18 protein-coding genes are annotated in these 18,406 nt (G+C 73.3%); 12 read left to right on the top strand and 6 right to left on the bottom strand.

Translation table 11 applies throughout. The annotated features are described in order from the left end of the window. The first annotated feature begins 129 nt into the window (after window positions 1–129). On the top strand, window positions 130–2,862 hold the full coding sequence (locus C4V41_RS33160) for a helix-turn-helix transcriptional regulator (protein WP_160150480.1): 2,733 nt from the start codon (window positions 130–132) through the stop codon (window positions 2,860–2,862). Window positions 2,863–2,973: 111 nt separating this feature from the next. Beyond that, the gene (locus tag C4V41_RS33155) at window positions 2,974–3,333 is read left to right on the top strand and encodes a hypothetical protein (protein WP_235030517.1); all 360 of its coding nucleotides are present in this window, start codon (window positions 2,974–2,976) and stop codon (window positions 3,331–3,333) included. Here C4V41_RS33155 and C4V41_RS33150 read toward each other — a convergent pair whose 3' ends face one another. Then, the gene (locus C4V41_RS33150; RefSeq protein ID WP_235030516.1) at window positions 3,334–3,888 is read right to left on the bottom strand and encodes an Lrp/AsnC family transcriptional regulator; all 555 of its coding nucleotides are present in this window, start codon (window positions 3,886–3,888) and stop codon (window positions 3,334–3,336) included. It abuts the gene before it with no gap. On the opposite strand from C4V41_RS33150, the gene C4V41_RS65475 reads away from it, so the two are divergent. The 7 genes from C4V41_RS65475 to C4V41_RS33120 all read left to right on the top strand — a co-directional run bounded on the left by C4V41_RS65475 (window position 3,889) and on the right by C4V41_RS33120 (window position 10,295). Beyond that, a complete protein-coding gene (locus C4V41_RS65475; RefSeq protein ID WP_268808706.1) occupies window positions 3,889–4,017 on the top strand; it encodes a hypothetical protein in 129 nt (42 codons plus the stop codon). Between the two features lie 65 nt (window positions 4,018–4,082). Then, on the top strand, window positions 4,083–5,666 hold the full coding sequence (locus tag C4V41_RS33145; protein ID WP_103959889.1) for an ABC transporter substrate-binding protein: 1,584 nt from the start codon (window positions 4,083–4,085) through the stop codon (window positions 5,664–5,666). A gap of 10 nt (window positions 5,667–5,676) precedes the next feature. Then, window positions 5,677–6,723: an ABC transporter permease gene (locus tag C4V41_RS33140; RefSeq protein ID WP_103959888.1), complete on the top strand. Its 1,047-nt coding sequence runs from the start codon at window positions 5,677–5,679 to the stop codon at window positions 6,721–6,723. Next, entirely contained in the window at window positions 6,720–7,598 is an 879-nt protein-coding gene (locus C4V41_RS33135; protein WP_103959887.1) for an ABC transporter permease, read from the top strand. Before C4V41_RS33140 ends, C4V41_RS33135 begins: the two co-directional genes overlap by 4 nt. Further along, entirely contained in the window at window positions 7,595–8,374 is a 780-nt protein-coding gene (locus C4V41_RS33130; RefSeq protein ID WP_103959886.1) for an ABC transporter ATP-binding protein, read from the top strand. The genes C4V41_RS33135 and C4V41_RS33130 overlap by 4 nt, the downstream gene beginning before the upstream one ends. Next, a complete protein-coding gene (locus tag C4V41_RS33125) occupies window positions 8,371–9,279 on the top strand; it encodes an ABC transporter ATP-binding protein (protein WP_103959885.1) in 909 nt (302 codons plus the stop codon). Before C4V41_RS33130 ends, C4V41_RS33125 begins: the two co-directional genes overlap by 4 nt. Continuing rightward, window positions 9,276–10,295: a M24 family metallopeptidase gene (locus tag C4V41_RS33120; RefSeq protein WP_235030515.1), complete on the top strand. Its 1,020-nt coding sequence runs from the start codon at window positions 9,276–9,278 to the stop codon at window positions 10,293–10,295. Before C4V41_RS33125 ends, C4V41_RS33120 begins: the two co-directional genes overlap by 4 nt. Window positions 10,296–10,306: 11 nt before the next feature. On the opposite strand, the gene C4V41_RS62150 is transcribed toward C4V41_RS33120, so the two are convergent. Beyond that, window positions 10,307–10,711, bottom strand: a complete 405-nt coding sequence (locus tag C4V41_RS62150) for a hypothetical protein (RefSeq protein ID WP_160150479.1) — start codon at window positions 10,709–10,711, stop codon at window positions 10,307–10,309. Between the two features lie 55 nt (window positions 10,712–10,766). Between C4V41_RS62150 and C4V41_RS33110 the strand changes: the two genes are divergently transcribed. From C4V41_RS33110 to menC, 3 genes are all read left to right on the top strand, one after another. Next, window positions 10,767–11,327 (top strand): acyclic terpene utilization AtuA family protein, encoded by a 561-nt coding sequence (locus C4V41_RS33110; protein ID WP_146103883.1) that lies wholly within the window; start codon window positions 10,767–10,769, stop codon window positions 11,325–11,327. A 192-nt stretch (window positions 11,328–11,519) separates the two neighbouring features. Next, the gene (locus C4V41_RS33105; protein WP_103959883.1) at window positions 11,520–12,284 is read left to right on the top strand and encodes a GNAT family N-acetyltransferase; all 765 of its coding nucleotides are present in this window, start codon (window positions 11,520–11,522) and stop codon (window positions 12,282–12,284) included. After that, window positions 12,281–13,381, top strand: coding sequence for an o-succinylbenzoate synthase (gene menC / locus C4V41_RS33100; protein ID WP_200824390.1), 1,101 nt, complete (start codon window positions 12,281–12,283; stop codon window positions 13,379–13,381). Before C4V41_RS33105 ends, menC begins: the two co-directional genes overlap by 4 nt. On the opposite strand, the gene C4V41_RS33095 is transcribed toward menC, so the two are convergent. From C4V41_RS33095 to C4V41_RS33080, 4 genes are read right to left on the bottom strand one after another with little or no spacing between them, the layout of a single operon-like run. Further along, complete coding sequence (locus tag C4V41_RS33095) at window positions 13,371–14,045, bottom strand: ABC transporter ATP-binding protein (RefSeq protein WP_103959882.1); 675 nt, start codon at window positions 14,043–14,045, stop codon at window positions 13,371–13,373. The genes menC and C4V41_RS33095 overlap by 11 nt on opposite strands. Next, window positions 14,042–15,853 (bottom strand): dipeptide/oligopeptide/nickel ABC transporter permease/ATP-binding protein, encoded by a 1,812-nt coding sequence (locus C4V41_RS33090; protein ID WP_103959881.1) that lies wholly within the window; start codon window positions 15,851–15,853, stop codon window positions 14,042–14,044. Before C4V41_RS33090 ends, C4V41_RS33095 begins: the two co-directional genes overlap by 4 nt. After that, on the bottom strand, window positions 15,853–16,785 hold the full coding sequence (locus C4V41_RS33085) for an ABC transporter permease (RefSeq protein ID WP_235030514.1): 933 nt from the start codon (window positions 16,783–16,785) through the stop codon (window positions 15,853–15,855). Before C4V41_RS33085 ends, C4V41_RS33090 begins: the two co-directional genes overlap by 1 nt. Then, a complete protein-coding gene (locus tag C4V41_RS33080; RefSeq protein ID WP_103959880.1) occupies window positions 16,782–18,350 on the bottom strand; it encodes an ABC transporter substrate-binding protein in 1,569 nt (522 codons plus the stop codon). The genes C4V41_RS33085 and C4V41_RS33080 overlap by 4 nt, the downstream gene beginning before the upstream one ends. Window positions 18,351–18,406: the final 56 nt, after the last annotated feature.

The raw sequence follows: 18,406 nt of genomic DNA, 5'->3' as shown, positions 1-18,406 counted from the left end.
GCCCCGGAGCGGCACCTGGGGATAACCCCTGATTTTCGGGCAGGCTCTGGACATGTAGACAGGCAAGTCTTACTTGAGTCGCCCGCCGTACCGCGAAAGCGTTATATGTCCCAGGGTTGGGAGGCCGGCATGGCTGAGCCGATCACATCGTTCGTCGGGCGTGACTTCGAGCTCGGGTGCCTGCGTGAGGAGTTCGGGCGTGCCCGTGCCGGTTTACCCAGGCTGGTGGTCGTCGAAGGGCCGGCCGGGATCGGGAAGACGACCCTGGTCCATCGGTTCCTGGAGTCGTGCGGCACGGCCGACGTGCTGTTCACCGATGGCGACGAGGGTGAGGCGCTGCTGCCGTACGGGACGCTGACCAGGTTGTTCGGCGGGCCGGGCGGGCTGCCGCCGCGGCTGGCCGAGCTCGCCGCGCCCGGCCTGGCCGATCCGGCCGAGTTGCCCGATCCGCTGGCGGTCGGCGCGGCGCTGCTCGACGTGGTGACCGAGCGGCAGCTCACCGACCCGCTCTGCCTGGTCGTGGACGACGTGCACTGGGCCGACGTGCCGACGTTGCGGGCGCTGACGTTCTGCCTGCGCAGGCTGCGCGTGGACCGGGTGCTGGCGGTGCTGCTGCTGCGTGACGCGGCCACCCTGCCGGGGCCCCAGGGGCTCCAGCGGCTCATCACCGCCGACGCCACCCGGCGGCTGCGGCTGACCGGATTGCGCGGCGCCGACGTGGCCGCGATGGTGAGCGGCCCGGTGTCGCAGCGGGCCGTGGCGCGGCTGGTCGAGCACACCGAGGGCGTGCCGCTGCACCTGCGGGCGCTGCTGGAGGAGGTGCCGCCGGGCGCGCTGGACGATCTGGGGCAGCCGCTGCCGGCGCCGCGCTCGTACGCGCTGCTGGTGCTGGCCAAGGTGGCCAGGTGCGCGCCGCCGGTGCGTGAGCTGGTCAGCGCGGTGAGCGTGCTGGGCCTGGCGTGCCCGCTGCACCTGGCCGCCAGGGTGGCCGGCGTCGAGGAGCCGTTGCAGGCGCTTGAGCAGGCCGTACGGGAGGGAGTGCTGCTGGAGCGGTCCTCCGCGCACGGCCCGATGGCGGCGTTCGCGCATCCGCTGATCCGCGCGGCGATCTACCGCGACCTCGGCCCGGCGCACCGTTCGGCGCTGCACGCGCGGGCCGCCCTGGTCGCGGAGGGCGAGCAGGCGCGGCTGCGGCACCGCATCGAGGCGGTGGCGGGGCCGAGTCCCGAACTGGCCGCCGAGCTGGCGGATCTGGGGCGGGCGCAGGTCCGGCTGGGCGCGTTCGGCAGCGCGGCCGAGCATCTCAAGGCGGCGGCGGAGCTGTCGGGCGACCCGGCCCCGCTGGCGGCGGAGGCGGTGGAGGCGCTGCTGCTGGACGGCCGGGTCGAGGAGGCGGCCAGGCTGACCGCGAACCTGCCCGAGCAGGCACACCCGGCGGTGCGCGGCTACGCGCTCGGCCACCTGGCCATGGTGCGCGGCCAGGTCGAGGAGGCCCGCGCGCAACTGATCACCGCCTGGGAGCGCGCGGGGCCGCATCAGGCGGGCCTCGCCGCCCGCGCGGCGCAGCAGCTCGCCATGCTCTGCCTGGTCAGGGCGGAGGGCAGGCAGGCGGCCCGGTGGGCGGAGCGCGCCAGGAACTCCCCCGGCTACCGCTACAGCATCGACTACAACCGCTACACGCAGATCACCGGGCTGGGCATCTCGGGCGAGATCGACGCCGCGCTGGCCGCGACCGGCGATCTGCCCACGCCGTCGGGCGCCTCGATCGCGGAGCTGGACGCGCTGCTCGGCCGCGGGCTCCTGCGGACCTGCAGCGACGACCTGGCGGGCGGGCTGGCCGACCTCCAGGCCACGGTCGCGGCCTGTGGGGAGCGCTCCGTGCCCTTCCGCATGCTCGCGATGGCCATGCTGGGGCAGGCGGAGTACCGGGCGGGCCGCTGGGACGACGCCTGCCTGCACACCGAGACCGCGGCGTCCGTGGCCGACGACGCCGACCAGCGCTGGCTCTCGCCCGTCTGCCACGCGCTGGCCGCGCTCGTTCCGGCCGCCCGCGGCGACTGGGCGCTGGCGGACGCGCACGTGGAGTCGGCCCTGTCGAGTAAGGCCGCGAGCTCCGGGGCGGTGGCCTCGCTGGCGCACGTGTGCAGCGCCGCCGCCCACCTGGCCTCCGCCCGGGGCGATCACCCCCGCACGGTCGAGGCGCTGGAGCCGCTGCTGGCGGTCAAGGTGCACGACATCGTGTACGAGCCCGGCATCGTGCAGTGGCTCGACCTGCTCATCGACGCCCTGGTGGCCCTGGGCGACCTGGAGCGGGCCGAGACCCAGCTCGCCGGGCTCGAACGGCTGGCCGGGCGGCGCGGCAGGCGGTCGGCGCAGGCCGCGGCGGCCCGCTGCCGGGGCGGCCTGCACGCGGCGCGGCACGAGCACGAGCCGGCCGACTCGGCGTTCGTCGCCGGGCTGGCGCACGCGGGGGCGGCGGGGCTGCCGTTCGACGAGGCGCGGCTGCGGCTGGCGTACGGGAGGTTCCTGCGCAGGCTGGGGCGGCGGCGCCAGGCACAGTCGCAGCTCGAACTGGGGCTGGGGCTGTTCGGCCGGCTGGGCGCGGCCCCGTACGTGGACCGGTGCGAGCGGGAGCTGAGCGCGTGCGGGCTGCCGCGGCCCGAGGCCGGGGCCTCGCCGCTGCTGCGGCTGACGCCGCAGGAGCAGGCGGTGGCGCGGCTGGTGGCGACCGGGATGACGAACCGGCAGGTGGCCAGGGAGCTGGTGCTGAGCGTGAAGACGATCGAGTACCACCTGGGCAACGCCTTCGCCAAGCTGGGGGTGAGCTCGCGGGTGGCCCTGACGACCAAACTGATGGACTGAGCGGCCGCCGCCCGGGGCCGGCTGGACGGATTGCCGGCCGTTGACAAGAGGCCCTCACCATATGTCCAGCCGGTTTGCTGATATTTCGGAAATCTGGGGACCATGGGCGGCGTGAATCTCAACGGCCGCAAATTCGTGATGGTGAGCTCGACCGCGAGCACGGTGAACCGGGACAGTCCCACCGAGTTCCTCTACTGGGAGGAGGACGGGGTGGTGTGGGGCAGTTACACGGGTGACACCGTGACCTTCGGCCGCTTCGTCGGGACGCGGGACGACGACGTGGTGTCGATCTCGTACGCGCACGCCCTGAAGGCCGGGGGCAAGGCCGGCGGCCGGAGCAGCAGCCGCGTCGAGACCGGCGACGACGGGCTGCTGCGCCTGGTGGAGGAGTTCACGTTCGACGGCGACGACACGCCGCATGTCAGCGTGTGCGCCGAAGTCCAAACCGGGGTCCGCACCGGGGGCGCCTGATCAGTCGTCCTTGCGCAGGGCGGCCCTTCCCTCGGCGGCGCCGACGAAGCGCATCTTGCCGAGCGGCACGTCGCCGCCCTGCGCCTCCTGGGCCGGGCGGCGCGCCGGACGGCCCTGATCGCGGTCGCTCGGCAGCACGTAGGGCCGCCTGAGCACCTCGTCCAGGATGAACACCGTCTCGGTCGCCTTGACCGCCGGGATGTTGGCCAGCCGGTCGGTCACCATGGTGTGCACCGCGGCCACGTCGGACACGCGTACCTGGATCATCGCGTCGTGCTGGCCGGTGGTGATCGCGCAGTACTCCACCTCCGGCATCCGGGCCAGCTCCGCCCTGAACTGTTTCCACATCTGTTGGCGCACGGTCACGAAGATCAGCGCCGTGATGCCGAGCCCCGCCCTGACGTGGTCGATCTCGGCCGTGAACCGTTTGATCGCGCCGTCCGCGCGCAGCGCCTCGAAGCGGGTGTAGGCGTTCGCCCGGGAGATGCCCACCCGCTCGGCCAGCGCGGCGACCGAGATCCTGCCGTTCTCGCGCAGGACCTCAAGGATCTTCATATGGACGTCGTCGAGCTCCAGGCCGATTCCGATCCGTCCAGGCTGACCGCCGCCGCCGACACCATTTCTGGAAATTTCACTCATCATTACCTCAACGACCTTTATATACGTCTCAGCGACCGCACGTGACCTGGACGTTCTGCCGCACAATCCTCGACATCCTTCTGCCGAACGTCCAATTTTGGAGGACCAACATGGCGACCCGCTCGCAGACGGCGGCTGTACTGCTCGCCGGTGCACTCGCCCTCGCCGCCTGCGGAAGCGGCGGTAGCCCCCAGGCCACCGGAGCTTCCGGGGCCGCCGGGGGCAAGACCCTCGTCATCGACACGTCCTTCGACCTCAAGACGGCCGACCCCGGCCGTACGTACGAGCCGACCGGGCTCATCGTGGGCAAGGCCGTCTACGAGACGCTGCTGACGTTCGACGGCGCCGACGTGACCAAGCCGGTTCCGGCCCTCGCCGAGTCGTACGAGCTGGCCGAGGACGGCAAGACGCTGACGCTCAAGCTCAAGCAGGGCGCCACGTTCGCCGACGGCTCGCCGGTGACGGCGGACGACGTGGTGTTCTCGCTCACGCGGGTGCGTGACATGAAGGGTACGCCGTCGTTCCTGCTGGACGGTGTCGAGGTGGCCAAGACCGACGACACGACGATCACGCTGACGTCGAAGTCGGCCAACCCGGCGCTGCCCTACATTCTGCCCAACCCGGCGCTCGGCATCCTGAACAGCAAGGTCACCAAGCAGAACGGCGCGACCACGGACGCCCAGGACAAGGCCGAGCAGTACCTGAACTCCTCCTCCGCCGGCTCGGGCCCGTACCAGATCGAGTCGTTCAACGTGAGCAGCCAGGTCACGCTCAAGGCGAACCCGAAGTACTACGGCACCAAGCCCGCCTACGACAAGGTCGTCATCCGCAACGTCGAGGCGGCCACCCAGAAGCTGAACGTCCAGCGCGGCGACAGCCAGGTGGCGCTGAACCTGTCGGGCGACCAGGTCACCGGCATGCCCGCGACCCTGCAGGTCAAGAAGACCGCCTCGGCGAACGTCATCTTCCTGCTGGCCAACCAGGACTCCGCGATCAGCAAGACCACCCCGAACGCCAAGTTCGTCGAGGCCGTGCGCAAGGGCGTGGACTACGCGGGCCTGCTGGAGCTGGCCGGCGAGGGCTCGACCCAGGCGCCGGGCGTGATCCCGTCGCAGCTCCTCGGCGCGCTGCCCGCCGACCAGGGCGCCAAGCGGGACGTCGAGGGCGCCAAGGCGGCGCTGGCCGCCAGCGGCCTGTCGAACCCGACCGTCAAGCTCGAATACCCGAGCGAGCTGACCGTGAACGGCCTGTCGTTCCAGCCGCTGGCCGAGCGCGTCCAGGCCAACCTCAAGGAGGTCGGCATCACGGTGGACCTGCAGCCCGCGCCGGTCACCACGGCGCTGGACAACTACCGCAACGGCAAGGAGGAGATGGGCCTGTGGTACTGGGGCCCCGACTACCCGGACCCGAGCGACTACCTGGCCTTCCTGCCCGGCAAGACGGTGGGCCTGCGGGCCGGCTGGAAGGCGGGCGCGGCCAAGGAGATCGAGGCGGCCGGTGAGAAGGCGGCCACGACGATCGGCGACGACGCGCGCAAGGCGGCCTACGTGGACGTCCAGACGAAGCTCAACGCCTCGGGGCCGTTCATCCCGCTGATCCAGCCGAGCCAGAACATCGTGACGGCGGGGTCGGTGACCGGGCTGGAGTACCACCCGGTGTGGACGGTCGACGTCGCCGACCTCGGCGCGAAGTAGGGATCGGCAGGTGTCCATCACCTCCAGGCGGGGGGCGCATCCGCTGGTGCGCTTCCTCGTCCGGCGGATCCTGCTGGCCGTGCTGATGGCCTGGGGGATCACGCTGGTGACGTTCGTGCTGACGAACCTCGTACCCGGTGATCCCGTGGCCGCCAACCTGGGCCAGCGGGCGCTCGGCGACCCGGCCATCGTGGCGCAGTGGCGGGCCGAGCACGGCCTGGACAAGCCGCTCTGGCAGCAGTACCTGATCCACCTGCAGGGCCTGGTGGGCGGCGACCTGGGCACCAGCCAGCAGAGTCACCGGCCGGTCAGCCAGGACCTGGCCGAGTTCGTCCCGGCCACGCTGGAGCTGGCGGGGGCCGCGATCGTGGTCTCGCTGGTGCTGGGCGTGGCGTTCGGCGTCGTGGCGGCCCTGCGCAGGGACCGGCTGTCCGACCACGCGCTGCGGGTGCTGAGCCTGATCGGCATCTCGGTCCCGACGTTCTGGCTGGCGCTGGTCGCGTTCTACGTGTTCTTCTACCGGCTGCAGATCACGCCGGGCAGCGGCCGGGTGGACGCGGCGCTCGGCCTGGCGCCGCCCGTGACCGGGCTGCAGACGGTGGACGCGCTGCTGGCCGGCCGCTGGGACATCTTCACCTCGGCCGTCGGCCACCTGATCACGCCCGCCCTGGTGCTGGCGCTCTACACGATCGGGCTGCTGACCCGCTTCACCCGCTCGGCCGTGCTGGAGGTGCTGGGGCAGGACTACGTCCGCGCCGCCAGGGCCAAGGGCCTGCCGGGCCGGACGATCCTCTTCCGGTACGTCCTGCGCTCCGCCCTGGTGCCCATCATCACCGTGGCGGGCCTCGCCTTCGGCAGCCTGCTGTCCGGAACCGTGCTGGTCGAGGCCATCTTCGCCTGGCCGGGCATCGGCCAGTACGCCTACAAGAGCGCGACGTCCCTCGACCTGCCCGCCGTCATGGGCGTCGGCCTGGTCGTGGGCCTGGTCTACCTCGTCATCAACCTGATCGTGGACGTCCTGTACGGCGTCATCGATCCCCGAGTGAGGCTCCAATGAGACGCCGCGACCCCCTGGCCCGCAAGGGCCTTCTGCGGCGCCTGCCCGAGGCGTGGCGGCAGCCGCTGGCCGTCGTCGGCGGCGTGCTGGCCGTGGCCTGGGTCGTCATCGCGCTGGCCGCGCCCTGGCTGGCGCCGCACGACCCGCTCGCCCAGGAGCTGCCCCGGCTGGCTCCGCCCGGGCCCGGGCACTGGTTCGGCACCGACCAGCTCGGCCGCGACATCCTGAGCCGCGTCATGTACGGCGCCCGGGTGTCCATCCCGCTCACGCTGCTGCTGGTCGCGCTGTCGGTGCTGATCGGCGGGCTGCTCGGCGCGATCGCCGGGTACTTCGGCCGGTGGGCCGACGAGACGATCATGCGGCTGGCGGACCTGGTGTTCGCGTTCCCGACCGTCATCCTGGCCATGGTGGTGGCCGCCGCGCTGGGCGCCAGCCTGGGCAACGCGGTGCTGGCCGTCCTGGTCGTGGCCTGGCCCGCCTACGCCCGCGTCACGCGCGGGCTGGTGCTGGGCGTGCGGGAGCGCGAGTTCGTGCTGAGCGGGCGGCTGCTGGGCTTCTCGGTGTGGCGCTCGCTGCGGGTGGACGTGCTCCCGAACGTCACCGGCCCCGTCCTGGTGCTGGCCACCCTGGACATCGGCACCGCGCTGCTGCTGCTGTCCGGCCTGTCGTTCCTGGGCCTGGGCGCCAAGCCGCCCTCCCCCGAGTGGGGGGCGATGGTGGCCTCCGGCGTCGAGGTCTTCGACAGCTGGTGGGTGGCGACGTTCCCGGGGCTGGCGATCCTGACCGTGGTGCTGGCGTTCAACTTCCTCGGTGACACGCTGCGCGACGCCCTGGATCCCCGTACCGCTCGCGCGATCAAGGAGCGTGCGCTGTGACGCTGGACATCACCGATCTGAAGGTGTCGATCGGCGAGAAGGAGATCCTGCGCGGGGTCGACCTGCGACTCGAAGCGGGCAAGGTGCACGGGCTGGCCGGCGAGAGCGGCTCCGGCAAGACGATGACGGGGCTGGCCGTGCTGGGGCTGCTGCCGCACGGCGCGCGGGCCTCGGGCGCGATCCGGCTCGGCGAGCGCGAGCTGCTGACGCTGCCCGCCAAGGAGCTGAACCGGGTACGCGGCGGCGAGGTCGCCATGGTCTTCCAGGACCCGGCGACCAGCCTGCACCCGATGCTGACCATCGGCAAACAGCTCACCGAGCACATGCGGCACCATCTGCGGCTGGGCAAGGCCGAGGCGAAGGCGCGCGCGGTGGAGCTGCTCGGCAAGGTGCGCATTCCGGGCGCCGAGGAGGCTTACGGGCGGTTTCCGCACCAGTTCTCCGGCGGGATGCGGCAGCGGATCGCGATCGCCATCGCGCTGGCGTGCTCGCCGAAGGTGCTCATCGCGGACGAGCCGACGACCGCGCTGGACGTGACCGTGCAGGCGGGCGTGCTGCGGCTGCTGCGCGGGCTCTGCGACGAGCTGGGGCTGGCCGTGCTGCTGGTCACGCACGATCTCGGGGTGATGTCGGCGGTGGCGGACGAGGTGAGCGTGATGAAGGACGGGCTGGTGGTCGAGTCGGGGGCGCGCGGGCAGGTGCTGCGCGAACCGGCGCACCCGTACACCCGCGCCCTTCTGGACTCCCTGCCTGATACCGAGAAGAGGGGCCGATGAGCCTGCTGACCATTGAGGACCTGGTCGTCGAGCACCGCTCCCCCGGGCGTCCCGTGGTGCGGGCGGTGGCGGGGGCCAGCCTGGCGGTCGATCCGGGCGAGGTCGTGGGGCTGGTCGGCGAGTCGGGGTGCGGCAAGTCGACGCTGGCCCGCGCGGTCTGCGGGCTGAACCCGGTCGCCGAGGGCGCCATCGCGTTCGACGGGGAGCCGGTCACGCCGCTCGGGCTGCGACGCAGGAAGCTGACCGGGATCCAGATGGTGTTCCAGGACCCGTACGCGTCGCTGAACCCCCGGCGGCGGGTGGGCGACCAGATCGCCGACGGCCTGCGCACCGCCCGGGACACCGCCACCTCGCCCGCCGACCTGCTGGAACGGGTCGGGCTGCCGCGCGACTTCGCGGGGCGGCATCCGCACGAGTTCTCCGGCGGGCAGCGGCAGCGCATCGCCATCGCCAGGGCGCTGGCGGCCCGGCCGCGGCTGCTCATCGGCGACGAGCCGATCTCGGCGCTGGACGCCTCGGCGCAGTCGCAGGTGGCCAGGCTGATGCGGGACCTGGCCGTGGAGTCGGGGGCGGGGCTGCTGTTCATCAGCCACGACCTGTCGGTGGTGCGGCTGATCGCGGATCGGATCGCGGTCATGTACCTGGGCAAGATCGTCGAGGTCGGGCGGACGGCGGAGGTGTGGGCGGATCCGCGGCATCCGTACACCAAGGCTCTGCTGGGGGCCATCCCGGCGCCCGACGGGCTGGGGGTGCTGCCGGCGGAGCTGCCGGGCGACGTCCCCGATCCGGCGAACCCGCCCGGCGGGTGCCGGTTCAGCCCGCGCTGCCCGCTGGTGATGGACGTGTGCCGCGAGAAGGAGCCGGACTTCGGGCCGGTCGCCTGCTGGCTGCACGAGCCGAAGTGACGCCGGAACCGGAGGTGCCGGGCCCGGACACGGCCTGGCGGGTGGCGGCGGTCCGGGAGGCGATGGCCGGAGCCGGGGTGGACGCGCTCGTGCTGCGGCCCTCGCCGGACCACCGGTTCCTGGGCGGAGGCTCGGGCTTCTCGGGTGCGGAGCCGGGCGCGTTCCTCGTGGTGACGCGGGACGTGCTGGCCGAGACCGCCGATCCGGCCGGGCTGGTGCCCGAGGGGGCGCGGCGGGTCGGGGTGGATCCGGAGATGCGGGTGCGGGAGCTGTTCGGGCTGGCGATCGAGGCCGAGCTGGTGCCCGCCTCCTCCGTCCTGGCGCCGCTGCGGCTGCGCAAGGAGCCGCACGAGATCCAGGCCATCGGGCGCGCGGTCGCCGCCGCCGAGCGGGTGCTGGGGCAGGCGCGGGAGCTGGCCTGGTTCGGGGCCACCGAGCGGGCCATGGCCCACCGGCTGCGGCTGCTGCTGGTGGAGTCGGGGTGCGAGGAGGTCGTGGCGCTGCGGGTGGCGGCGGGCGAGCACACCGCGGGGCCCGCGCACGTGCCGGGCGATCGGGTGATCAATCCCGGTGACGCGCTGCTGGTGTCGGTGTGCGGGCGGTGGGACGGCTACTGCGCGGAGGTGGCCAGGGCCTTCGTGGTGGCCGAGCCGCCGGAGGACTTCGAGGCGATGTACTCGGTGGTGCTGGCCGCGCACCGGGCGGGCCTGGCGGCGGTGCGGCCCGCCGTACCGGTGTCGGAGGTGTCCAGGGCCGTGGGCGAGGTGATCGACGGCAGCGGGTACGGGCGTTTCGGCGCGGCCCACGTCGGCCGGGGGGTCGGCCTGGGGCCCGACGAGGGGCCGCGGCCGGGTGAGGACACCGTGCTGGCGGCCGGGATGACGTTCTGCCTGGAGCCGGCCATCTACGTGCCCGACCTGTTCGGGGCCCGGATGGCGGACGTGGTCGCCTGCACGGAGGACGGGCCCGTGCCGCTGGGCTCGTACCCGCACACCCTGCACGTCCTCGACCGGTAGCGATCGGCGGCTCAGAGCACGGCGTCGGCCAGCCGGCGGGCCTCGTCGGCCCAGCCGGACTCCCGCAGGCCCCGCACATAGGCGCCGTAGACGGCCGCGTCCAGGGCGGGCAGCAGGGCGGCGGGCAGGAACAGGTCGAAGACGCTGTCGCGCAGGCCGGAGCCGGCCCAGAGTCGCGGCAGGCCGTCGGCGTACACGTCGGCCTCCCTGCGCCAGTAGTTCCAGTGGCGCGGGTCCTCGGAGTGCCGCCACCCGTCCGGCGCGTCCTTGCGCCTGGTCAGCACCTTGAGCACGGCCGAGCGCGAACCCCTGCGCACCCGCCAGATGCCGCCGGTGACCGCGTTGAGCGGGTTGTGCGTGAGCGGCTCCATGACGACGTCAATGCCGCCGAGCACAGCTGTGATCTCTTCCTCCACCCGGGAAACCTTAAACCTGTGACAGTGTGTGACGGTTCGCGGCAAAGGGTAGTCAATGAACATGCTGCGCATCGGCACGTGGAGGTCTGCCGAGTCGGTCGATGTCGTCGCCTGTGGCTGGCGCGACGGCGGTCCTGGACACCTGGAGACGGGCGTCAAGCTGATCTACGGCACGAGCGGCCCGCTGCCGGAGCTGCCGGGGTTGCGTGGGGGCGCCCTGGCCGGGCGGGGCGCGGAGGAGATCGCCGCGCTGCTGTTCCAGGGGCTGGACGTGGTGTTCGCCGCGCCCGGCTGCTGCCCGGCCGCGCCCGTGGTGGCCGCCGGCATCTGGCACTACGGCTGGACGCGCGGCGATACCGGCGCGCTGGCGGGCGCGACGGTGGCGGGGCTCGCGCTGGCCGCGCAGCCGGGGCCGTGCGCGGTGGAGATCTGGCGCGACGGCCGCAGCTCCCTCGACGGGGACGTGACGGCGGCGTCGGTACGCGCCCGCCTGGCCGACCGCTTCTCCGGCGGCCGCTACCGCACGCCGGAGGTGACGGTGCCGCTGGAGTCGGTGCGCCTGAGCCAGGAGGCGCCCAGCAGGATCGGCATCGTCCTGCGCGCCCACGCCCACTGAGTCCCGCTGAGTCCCGCTGAGTCACCCCGGCCCGAACACGCGCGCCCCCTGAGCCGCCTCGGCCGGACGCGCGCGCCCGCTGAGTCGCCCCGACGAAAAACCGCTCTCCTCTTGGTGTCCCCGGACGAATCGGGGCGGCCAGCCGATGGCATACCGTCGCCCTTGGGGTTCTAACAGGGGAAGGGCGGCACGTTGATCGAGGTCAGGGAGCTCCACGAGATGGCGGAGTTCGAGCGGGTCCATGCCCTGTTCGACGGCATCTGGGGGTTCGGTTCCGGCGACCCGCCCATCACGATGGAGCTGATGCGGGCGCTGTCGCACGCGGGCGGCTACGTGGCCGGGGCCTTCGACGGCGACCGCCTGGCCGGCGCCTCGGTCGGGTTCCTGGCGGCCGCGAACACCCTGCACTCCCACGTGACCGGCGCGGCGGCAGGGCACGGCATCGGGCTGGAGCTCAAACTGCACCAGCGCCGCTGGGCCCTGGAGCGCGGCCTGGAGCGAATCACGTGGACCTACGACCCGCTCGTACGCCGCAACGCCCACTTCAACCTGGCCAAGCTGGGCGCCAGGCCGCTGGAATACCTGCCGTGCTTCTACGGCGTCATGGAGGACGCGGTCAACCAGGGCGACGAGTCCGACCGCCTGCTGACCGAATGGCCGCTGGCCGATCCGCGGGTGGCCGCGCTGGCGCGCCGGGAGCCGTACGACACGCCGGTGCCGGAAGGCGCGGCGGTGGCGCTGGCCGACGTGGGCGGGCGGCCGGTGGCCGGTCCGGTAGACGCCGACACGGTGCTGGTCGCGGTGCCCGCCGACATCGAGGGGTTGCGCCGCACGGACCCGGGCACGGCCAAGGCGTGGCGGCACGCCGTACGCGATGTGCTGGGCGGTCTGATGGCGCGGGGCCGCAGGGTCACCGGGTTCTGCGGGAAGTCCTACTACAGGGTGGAGAGAGCGTGAAGATCACTGGAGTCGAGCTGCGGCGGATCGCGATGCCGCTGGTGGCGCCGTTCCGTACCTCGTTCGGGACCGAGACCTCCCGCGACGTCCTGCTGGTCAGGGTCGTGACGCCGGACGCCGAGGGCTGGGCCGAGTGCGTGGCGATGACCGAGCCGCTCTACTCCTCCGAGTACGTCGACGGCGCCGCCGAGGTGATCCGCCGTTTCCTGCTGCCCGCGCTGCCCAGGAACCTCGGCGTGCACGACGTCGGCCGCGCGCTGGAGCCGATCAAGGGCCACCGCATGGCCAAGGCGGCGCTGGAGACGGCGGTGCTGGACGCGCGGCTGCGGGCGACCGGCGAGTCGTTCGGGCGTTTCCTGGGCGCGGCCAGGGATCGGGTGCCGTGCGGGGTGTCGGTCGGGATCATGGACTCGGTGCCGGAGCTCCTGGACGCCGTGGCGGGCTATCTCGACGAGGGCTACGTCCGCATCAAGCTGAAGATCGAGCCCGGCTGGGACGTCGAGCCGGTGGCGGCCGTGCGCGAGCGGTTCGGCGACGACGTGCTGCTCCAGGTGGACGCCAACGCCGCCTACTCCCTCTCCGACGCGCCCCGGCTGGCCCGGCTGGACGCGTTCGACCTGCTGCTGATCGAGCAGCCGCTGGCCAACGACGACCTGCTCCAGCACGCGCGGCTAGCGAAGCGGCTGCGGACGCCGATCTGCCTGGACGAGTCGATCGAGTCGGCCGAGCACGCCGCCGCCGCGATCGCGCTGGGCTCGTGCTCGATCGTCAACATCAAGCCGGGCCGGATCGGCGGCTACCTGGAGGCGCGCCGCATCCACGACCTGTGCCGGGCGAACGGCATCGCGGTGTGGTGCGGCGGCATGCTGGAGACCGGCATCGGCAGGGCGGCCAACGTGGCGCTGGCCGCCCTGCCGGGCTTCACGCTGCCCGGCGACACCTCCGGGTCGCGCCGCTACTACGAGACCGACATCACCGAGCCGTTCGAGCTGGTGGACGGGCACTTGGAGGTGCCCGTCGGGCCGGGGCTGGGGGTGGAGCCGATCCCGTCCGTGCTGGACGAGGTGACGACCTCGATGGAGTGGATCACTCTCTGACCCTTCCGAGCCGGGGCACCGCCGTCAGCAGCGCGCGGGTGTACTCGTGCGCGGGCTCGCCGACGACCTGCTCGGCGGGCCCCGCCTCGACGATCCGGCCCTTGTGCATGACGGCCACGATGTCGGCGACGTACCTGACCACGGCCAGGTTGTGCGAGATGAACAGCATCGTCAGGCCCAGCTCGTCGCGCAGCCCGCGGACCAGGTTGAGCACCGCGCCCTGCACGGACACATCGAGGGAGCTGGTGATCTCGTCGGCGACCAGCAGCGCGGGGTCGCCGCCGAGGGCGCGGGCGATCGCGACGCGCTGGCGCTGCCCGCCCGACAGCTCGCGCGGGTAGCGGCCGGCCAGCTCGGCGGGCAGCCGGACGAGGCCGAGCAGCCGTTCCACCGCGCCGGGGCCCGCGCCCTCCGCGATGGTCCGGGCGACGGTCATGCGGGGGTTCAGCGAGGCGTAGGGGTCCTGGAACACCATCTGCACGCGGCGGGCACCCTCGACGGTCCCGGTGTGGGGGACGAGCCCGCACACCGCCCTGGCCAGCGATGACTTGCCCGACCCCGACTCGCCGACGAGCCCGACGACGTGACCGTCGGGGATCTCCAGCGTGACGTCGTCCACGGCGGTGAAGGCGCCGAAGCGCACGCTCAGGTTCTTGATGATCATGTGACCTCCCAGCAGGCGACCCGGCGGCCGGGGCCGTGGGCGAGGAGTGGCGGGCGCTCGGCGGCGCACCGGGCGGTGGCCAGCGCGCACCGGGGCGCGAAGGCGCAGCCGGGGCCGACCCGCGCGGGGGCGGGCTGGCTCCCGGGGATGCCGGCCAGCGGCCGGGCGCGGTCGGTGTCGAGGTCGGGCAGGCAGGCGATCAGCGCCTTCGTGTACGGGTGCGCGGCCCCGCCGGCGAGCCGGTCGGCGGGCAGCTCCTCGACGACGCGCCCGGCGTACATGACGACGACCCGGTCGCACAGCTCCCCCACGACGGCGATGTCGTGCGAGATGAACAGGGTCGCCGCGCCCGTCTCCTCCACGACCTCGCGCAGCAGCCGCAGGATCTGCCGCTGGACGGTCACGTCGAGCGCGGTCGTCGGCTCGTCGGCGACGATCAGGCGCGGCGTGCCCATGAGGCCCATCGCGATGACGGCGCGCTGCCGCATGCCGCCGGACAGCTCGTGCGGGTGCTGCGCGGCCCGCCTGGCGGGGTCGGGCAGGTGGACGTGGCCGAGCCGGTCCACGGCGCGGCGGCGGGCCTCGGCGCGGGTCGCGCCCTGGTGCACGACGGCCACCTCGGCGAGCTGCCCGCCGACCTTGAGGGCCGGGTTGAGGGCGGCGAGGGGGTCCTGGAACACCATGGCGAGCGCGGTGCCGAGCTCCTTGTCCGACAGCGTGGCGACGTCCGCGCCGCCCAGCCGGAGCGCGCCGTACGTGACCGTGCCCGGATAGGGCACGAGCCCGCCGATGGCGGCGGCGGTCAGGCTCTTGCCGCTGCCCGACTCCCCCACCAGGCCGACGATCTCGCCGGGCGCCACGGTCAGCGACAGCTCCCGCACCGGGGTGACGCCGCCGGGGAACGTGACGGTCAGGTCGCGCACCTCCAGCACCGCATCGGGGTCGGGATCGCCCGCCGGGACCGGCTCGGGCCGCGTCCCGGAGTTCTTTCCGGGTACGGACGTCCGCGCCGCGGCCCTGGCCAGGGCGTCGCCCAGCAGGTTGAAGCCGATCCCGGCGAGCGCGATGGCGGCGGCCGGGCCGAGCGCCACCTCCGGCGTGACGTAGATGCGCGGGAACCCGTCGAACAGCAGCCGTCCCCAGTCGAACTGTGGCGGCTGCACCCCGAGCCCCAGGAACGACATCCCGGCCAGGCCGAGCAGCGCGCCGCCGAGCGCCTGGGTGAGGTTGAGGATGAGCGGCTCGGCGATGTTGGGCAGCACGTGCCTGGTCAGGACGCGGCGGCGGGAGACGCCGAGCATGCGGGCGGCGGCGACGTAGTCGGACCCGGCGACCGTGGCGGCCAGCGTCTGGGTGAGCCGCGCGAAGCCGGGCGCGATGGCGGCCCCGATGCCGAGCACCGCGCCGCGCGCGCCGAGCCCGGCGACGACCGCGGTGAACATGGCCAGCAGCAGCCCGGGGAAGGCCACCAGGGCGTTGACCGTGCCGGTGACGAGCCGGGCGGCGCGCCTGGGCAGCACCGCGGGCAGCGTGCCGAGCACGACGCCGGCGGCGGCGCCGATGAGGGTGGCCGCGAGGGCCAGCAGGAGCGAGTAGCGCCCGGCCACCAGGACCCTGGCCAGCAGGTCGCGGCCCAGGTTGTCGGTGCCGAGCGGGTGCTCGGCGGAGGCGCCCTGGAGGATGGCGGCGGCGTCGATGCGGTCGGCGGCGTCGCCCCAGACGAGCGGGCCCACGACGGCCAGGACCGCCATCGCCGCCACGATCGCGGCTCCGGCCAGGCCCGGGCCGTTCCGCACCCATCGGGTCATCAGGACTCCTTGATCGCGGACGTCGGGTCGAGCGCGCCCAGCACGAGGTCGACGGCCAGGTTCACCACCAGCACGAGCGCCCCGTAGACGAGGATCACGCCCTGGGCCACCGGATAGTCCTTCTGGGTGATCGACTCGACGATCTTCAGGCCGAGCCCCGGCCAGGCGAACACGTACTCGACCAGCACCCCGCCGGCGATGAGCGAGCTCAGCAGCAGGCCGCCGACGGTGAGCGTGGCCGTGAGCGTGTTGGGCAGCACGTGCCGCAGGTGCAGCCGGGCGGCGGGCAGCCGTTTGGCGCGGGCCAGCCGCACGTAATCCTTGCCCAGCTCGCGCAGCGTCTCGACGCGGGAGATGCGGGCGATCATGGCGGCCGGGCCGGTGGCGAGGGCCAGGACGGGCAGCACGTACGTGGCCGGCCCCGCCATGCCCGCGGGCGGGAACCAGCCGAGGCCGATGGCGAGGACGGCCACGAGCGCGATGGCGTACAGGAACTCGGGCACGGCCACGGCGGTGCCGGTCGTGGCGGCGAAGGTGAGCTCGGTGCCGCGGTTGCGGCCGTTCTCGGTGCGGACGGCGGCCCACATGCCGAGCGGGACGGCGATCAGGAGGGCCACGGCGGTGGCGAGCAGGGCCAGGGTGAGGGTGTTGGGCAGCCGGGTCAGGATGACCTCGCCGACGGGCTCCCCCGTCAAAAACGAAGTCCCGAAATTTCCGGACATGATGTTGGTGGCGTACGTGGCGAGCTGCTCCGGCAGCGGCCGGTCCAGGCCGAGCGCCGCCCGGCGGGCCTCGACCAGCTCCACGGGCGCGGCGGGGCCCAGAGCGGCCCGCACGGGGTCGCCGGGGATGAGGTGGATCATCGCGAACGACACCACCATCAGCACGGCCAGGGACACCAGGAACCGTACGAGCCGCCGTACACCCCTCACGAGGTGAGCCGGATCGAGGTGGGCACGAAGAGGCCGGCGTTCTGCTCGTACGTGGCGTTCCTGGACGCCTGCAGCACCGTGATCTCGACCACCGGCACCAGGTCCGCCGCCTCGAACAGCGCCGACTCGGCCTCCAGCCACCGCGGGCAGCCCTCGGCGGCCGGGACCTTGCCGGCCTCGGCGACGAGCGACTCGTACCGGTCGTTGGACAGGTGCGCGAAGTTGGCGCCCTTGGGGGCGGCTGGGCCGGACAGGAAGCCGGTGACCTGGCTGGGCAGGGTGACGCCGATGGGCAGCCAGACGACGTCCCAGTCCTGGGTGGTGTTCAGCGACTCCGACAGCTTGGTGTCGATCTGGCCGTTCAGCTTCACCTCGGCCCCGGCCTTGCGCCAGGCGGCGGCCAGGTATTCGGCGGCGGCCTGGGTCCCGGCGCCCCGGGTGGTCGCGTACAGGTAGCGCAGGGTCAGCCGCTTGCCGTCCTTGACCCGCACGCCGTCGGGCCCGGCCCGCCAGCCGGCCGCGTCGAGCGCCGCCGCGGCGGCCGCCGGGTCGTGGGCAGGGACGTGCCCGGTGACGGAGTCGCCCTGGCAGGGGCGCGGGTGCAGGACGAGGCCCGTGACGGGCTTGCCGGTGCCGCCGGAGGCGATGCCGGCCAGCTCCTTCAGGTCGATGGCCTGCGTGAGCGCCTTGCGCACGGCGGGATCGCTCGCCGGCCGGTCGTCGCCCTGGTGGTAGAAGAACTCGCCGTTGGACACCGGCTCGATCCGCTTGCCCATGCCGGGCACGGCCTCCAGGCGCGCGCGGTCGGGGCCGTAGATCGTGGCGCCGTTGACGGAGCCGGCGACGAGCAGGTTGGCGGCGGTCTGCTCGTTCGGCACGACCTTCATCACCACGGTCTCCGGCACGTCCTTGGCGGTGGCGCCGGCCTGGCCCCAGGTGTACTCCCTGCGGACCTTGAACGTGTAGTGGTCGCCCGGCACCGCCTCGGTGAGCTTGTAGGGCCCGCTGCCGGAGGTGGCGCGGGCCAGCAGCGAGCGGTCCTTCAGCCCCTTGCCGCACACGACGAAGATCATCCGGGCACTCTCCAGGATGAAGCTGAACGGCTTCGGCATGGACAGCGTCACCGTGCCCGCCGCCTCGTCGGCCTCGGCCTTCATCCCGCTGGGGACCAGCACGCCGTAGATGGGCGACTTGGTGGCGGGGTCGGCGATGTGGCCGACGCTCTCCGCCACGTCGGAGGGCTTGACCGGGGTCCCGTCGGCGCAGGTGGCGCCCTTGCGCAGGGTGAAGGTGACCTTGTCGGGCGCGACCTCCCACTTCTCCGCCAGGGCCGGGACGATCTTGCCGTCCTTCGAGACGCCGACCAGGGTGTCGTAGGCGAGGGAGAGCGTGGTGATGGTGACGTTGAGCACGGCCGCGGCGGGGTCGAGCACGCCGGGGTCGGACGGGAGCACGTAGGTGAACGTCCCGCCGCCTCCGGCCGGCCGGCCGGTGCCGCTCGCGCCCCCGCAGGCGGCCGCGAGCAGGGCGAGCGCGGTGAGGGCCGCCGCTTGTGGTGTTCTCATGGGGACTCCAGACGAGCGTGGGGGTGAGCTCCACCTTCGCCGCTCGCCGGGACTCG

It is taken from the genome of Nonomuraea solani (genome assembly GCF_900108335.1).
In the GTDB taxonomy this organism is placed as follows: Bacteria; Actinomycetota; Actinomycetes; order Streptosporangiales; family Streptosporangiaceae; genus Nonomuraea; species Nonomuraea solani.
Note: the sequence above shows the minus strand (reverse complement) of the source record. Positions and strands in the feature narration are given on the sequence as shown.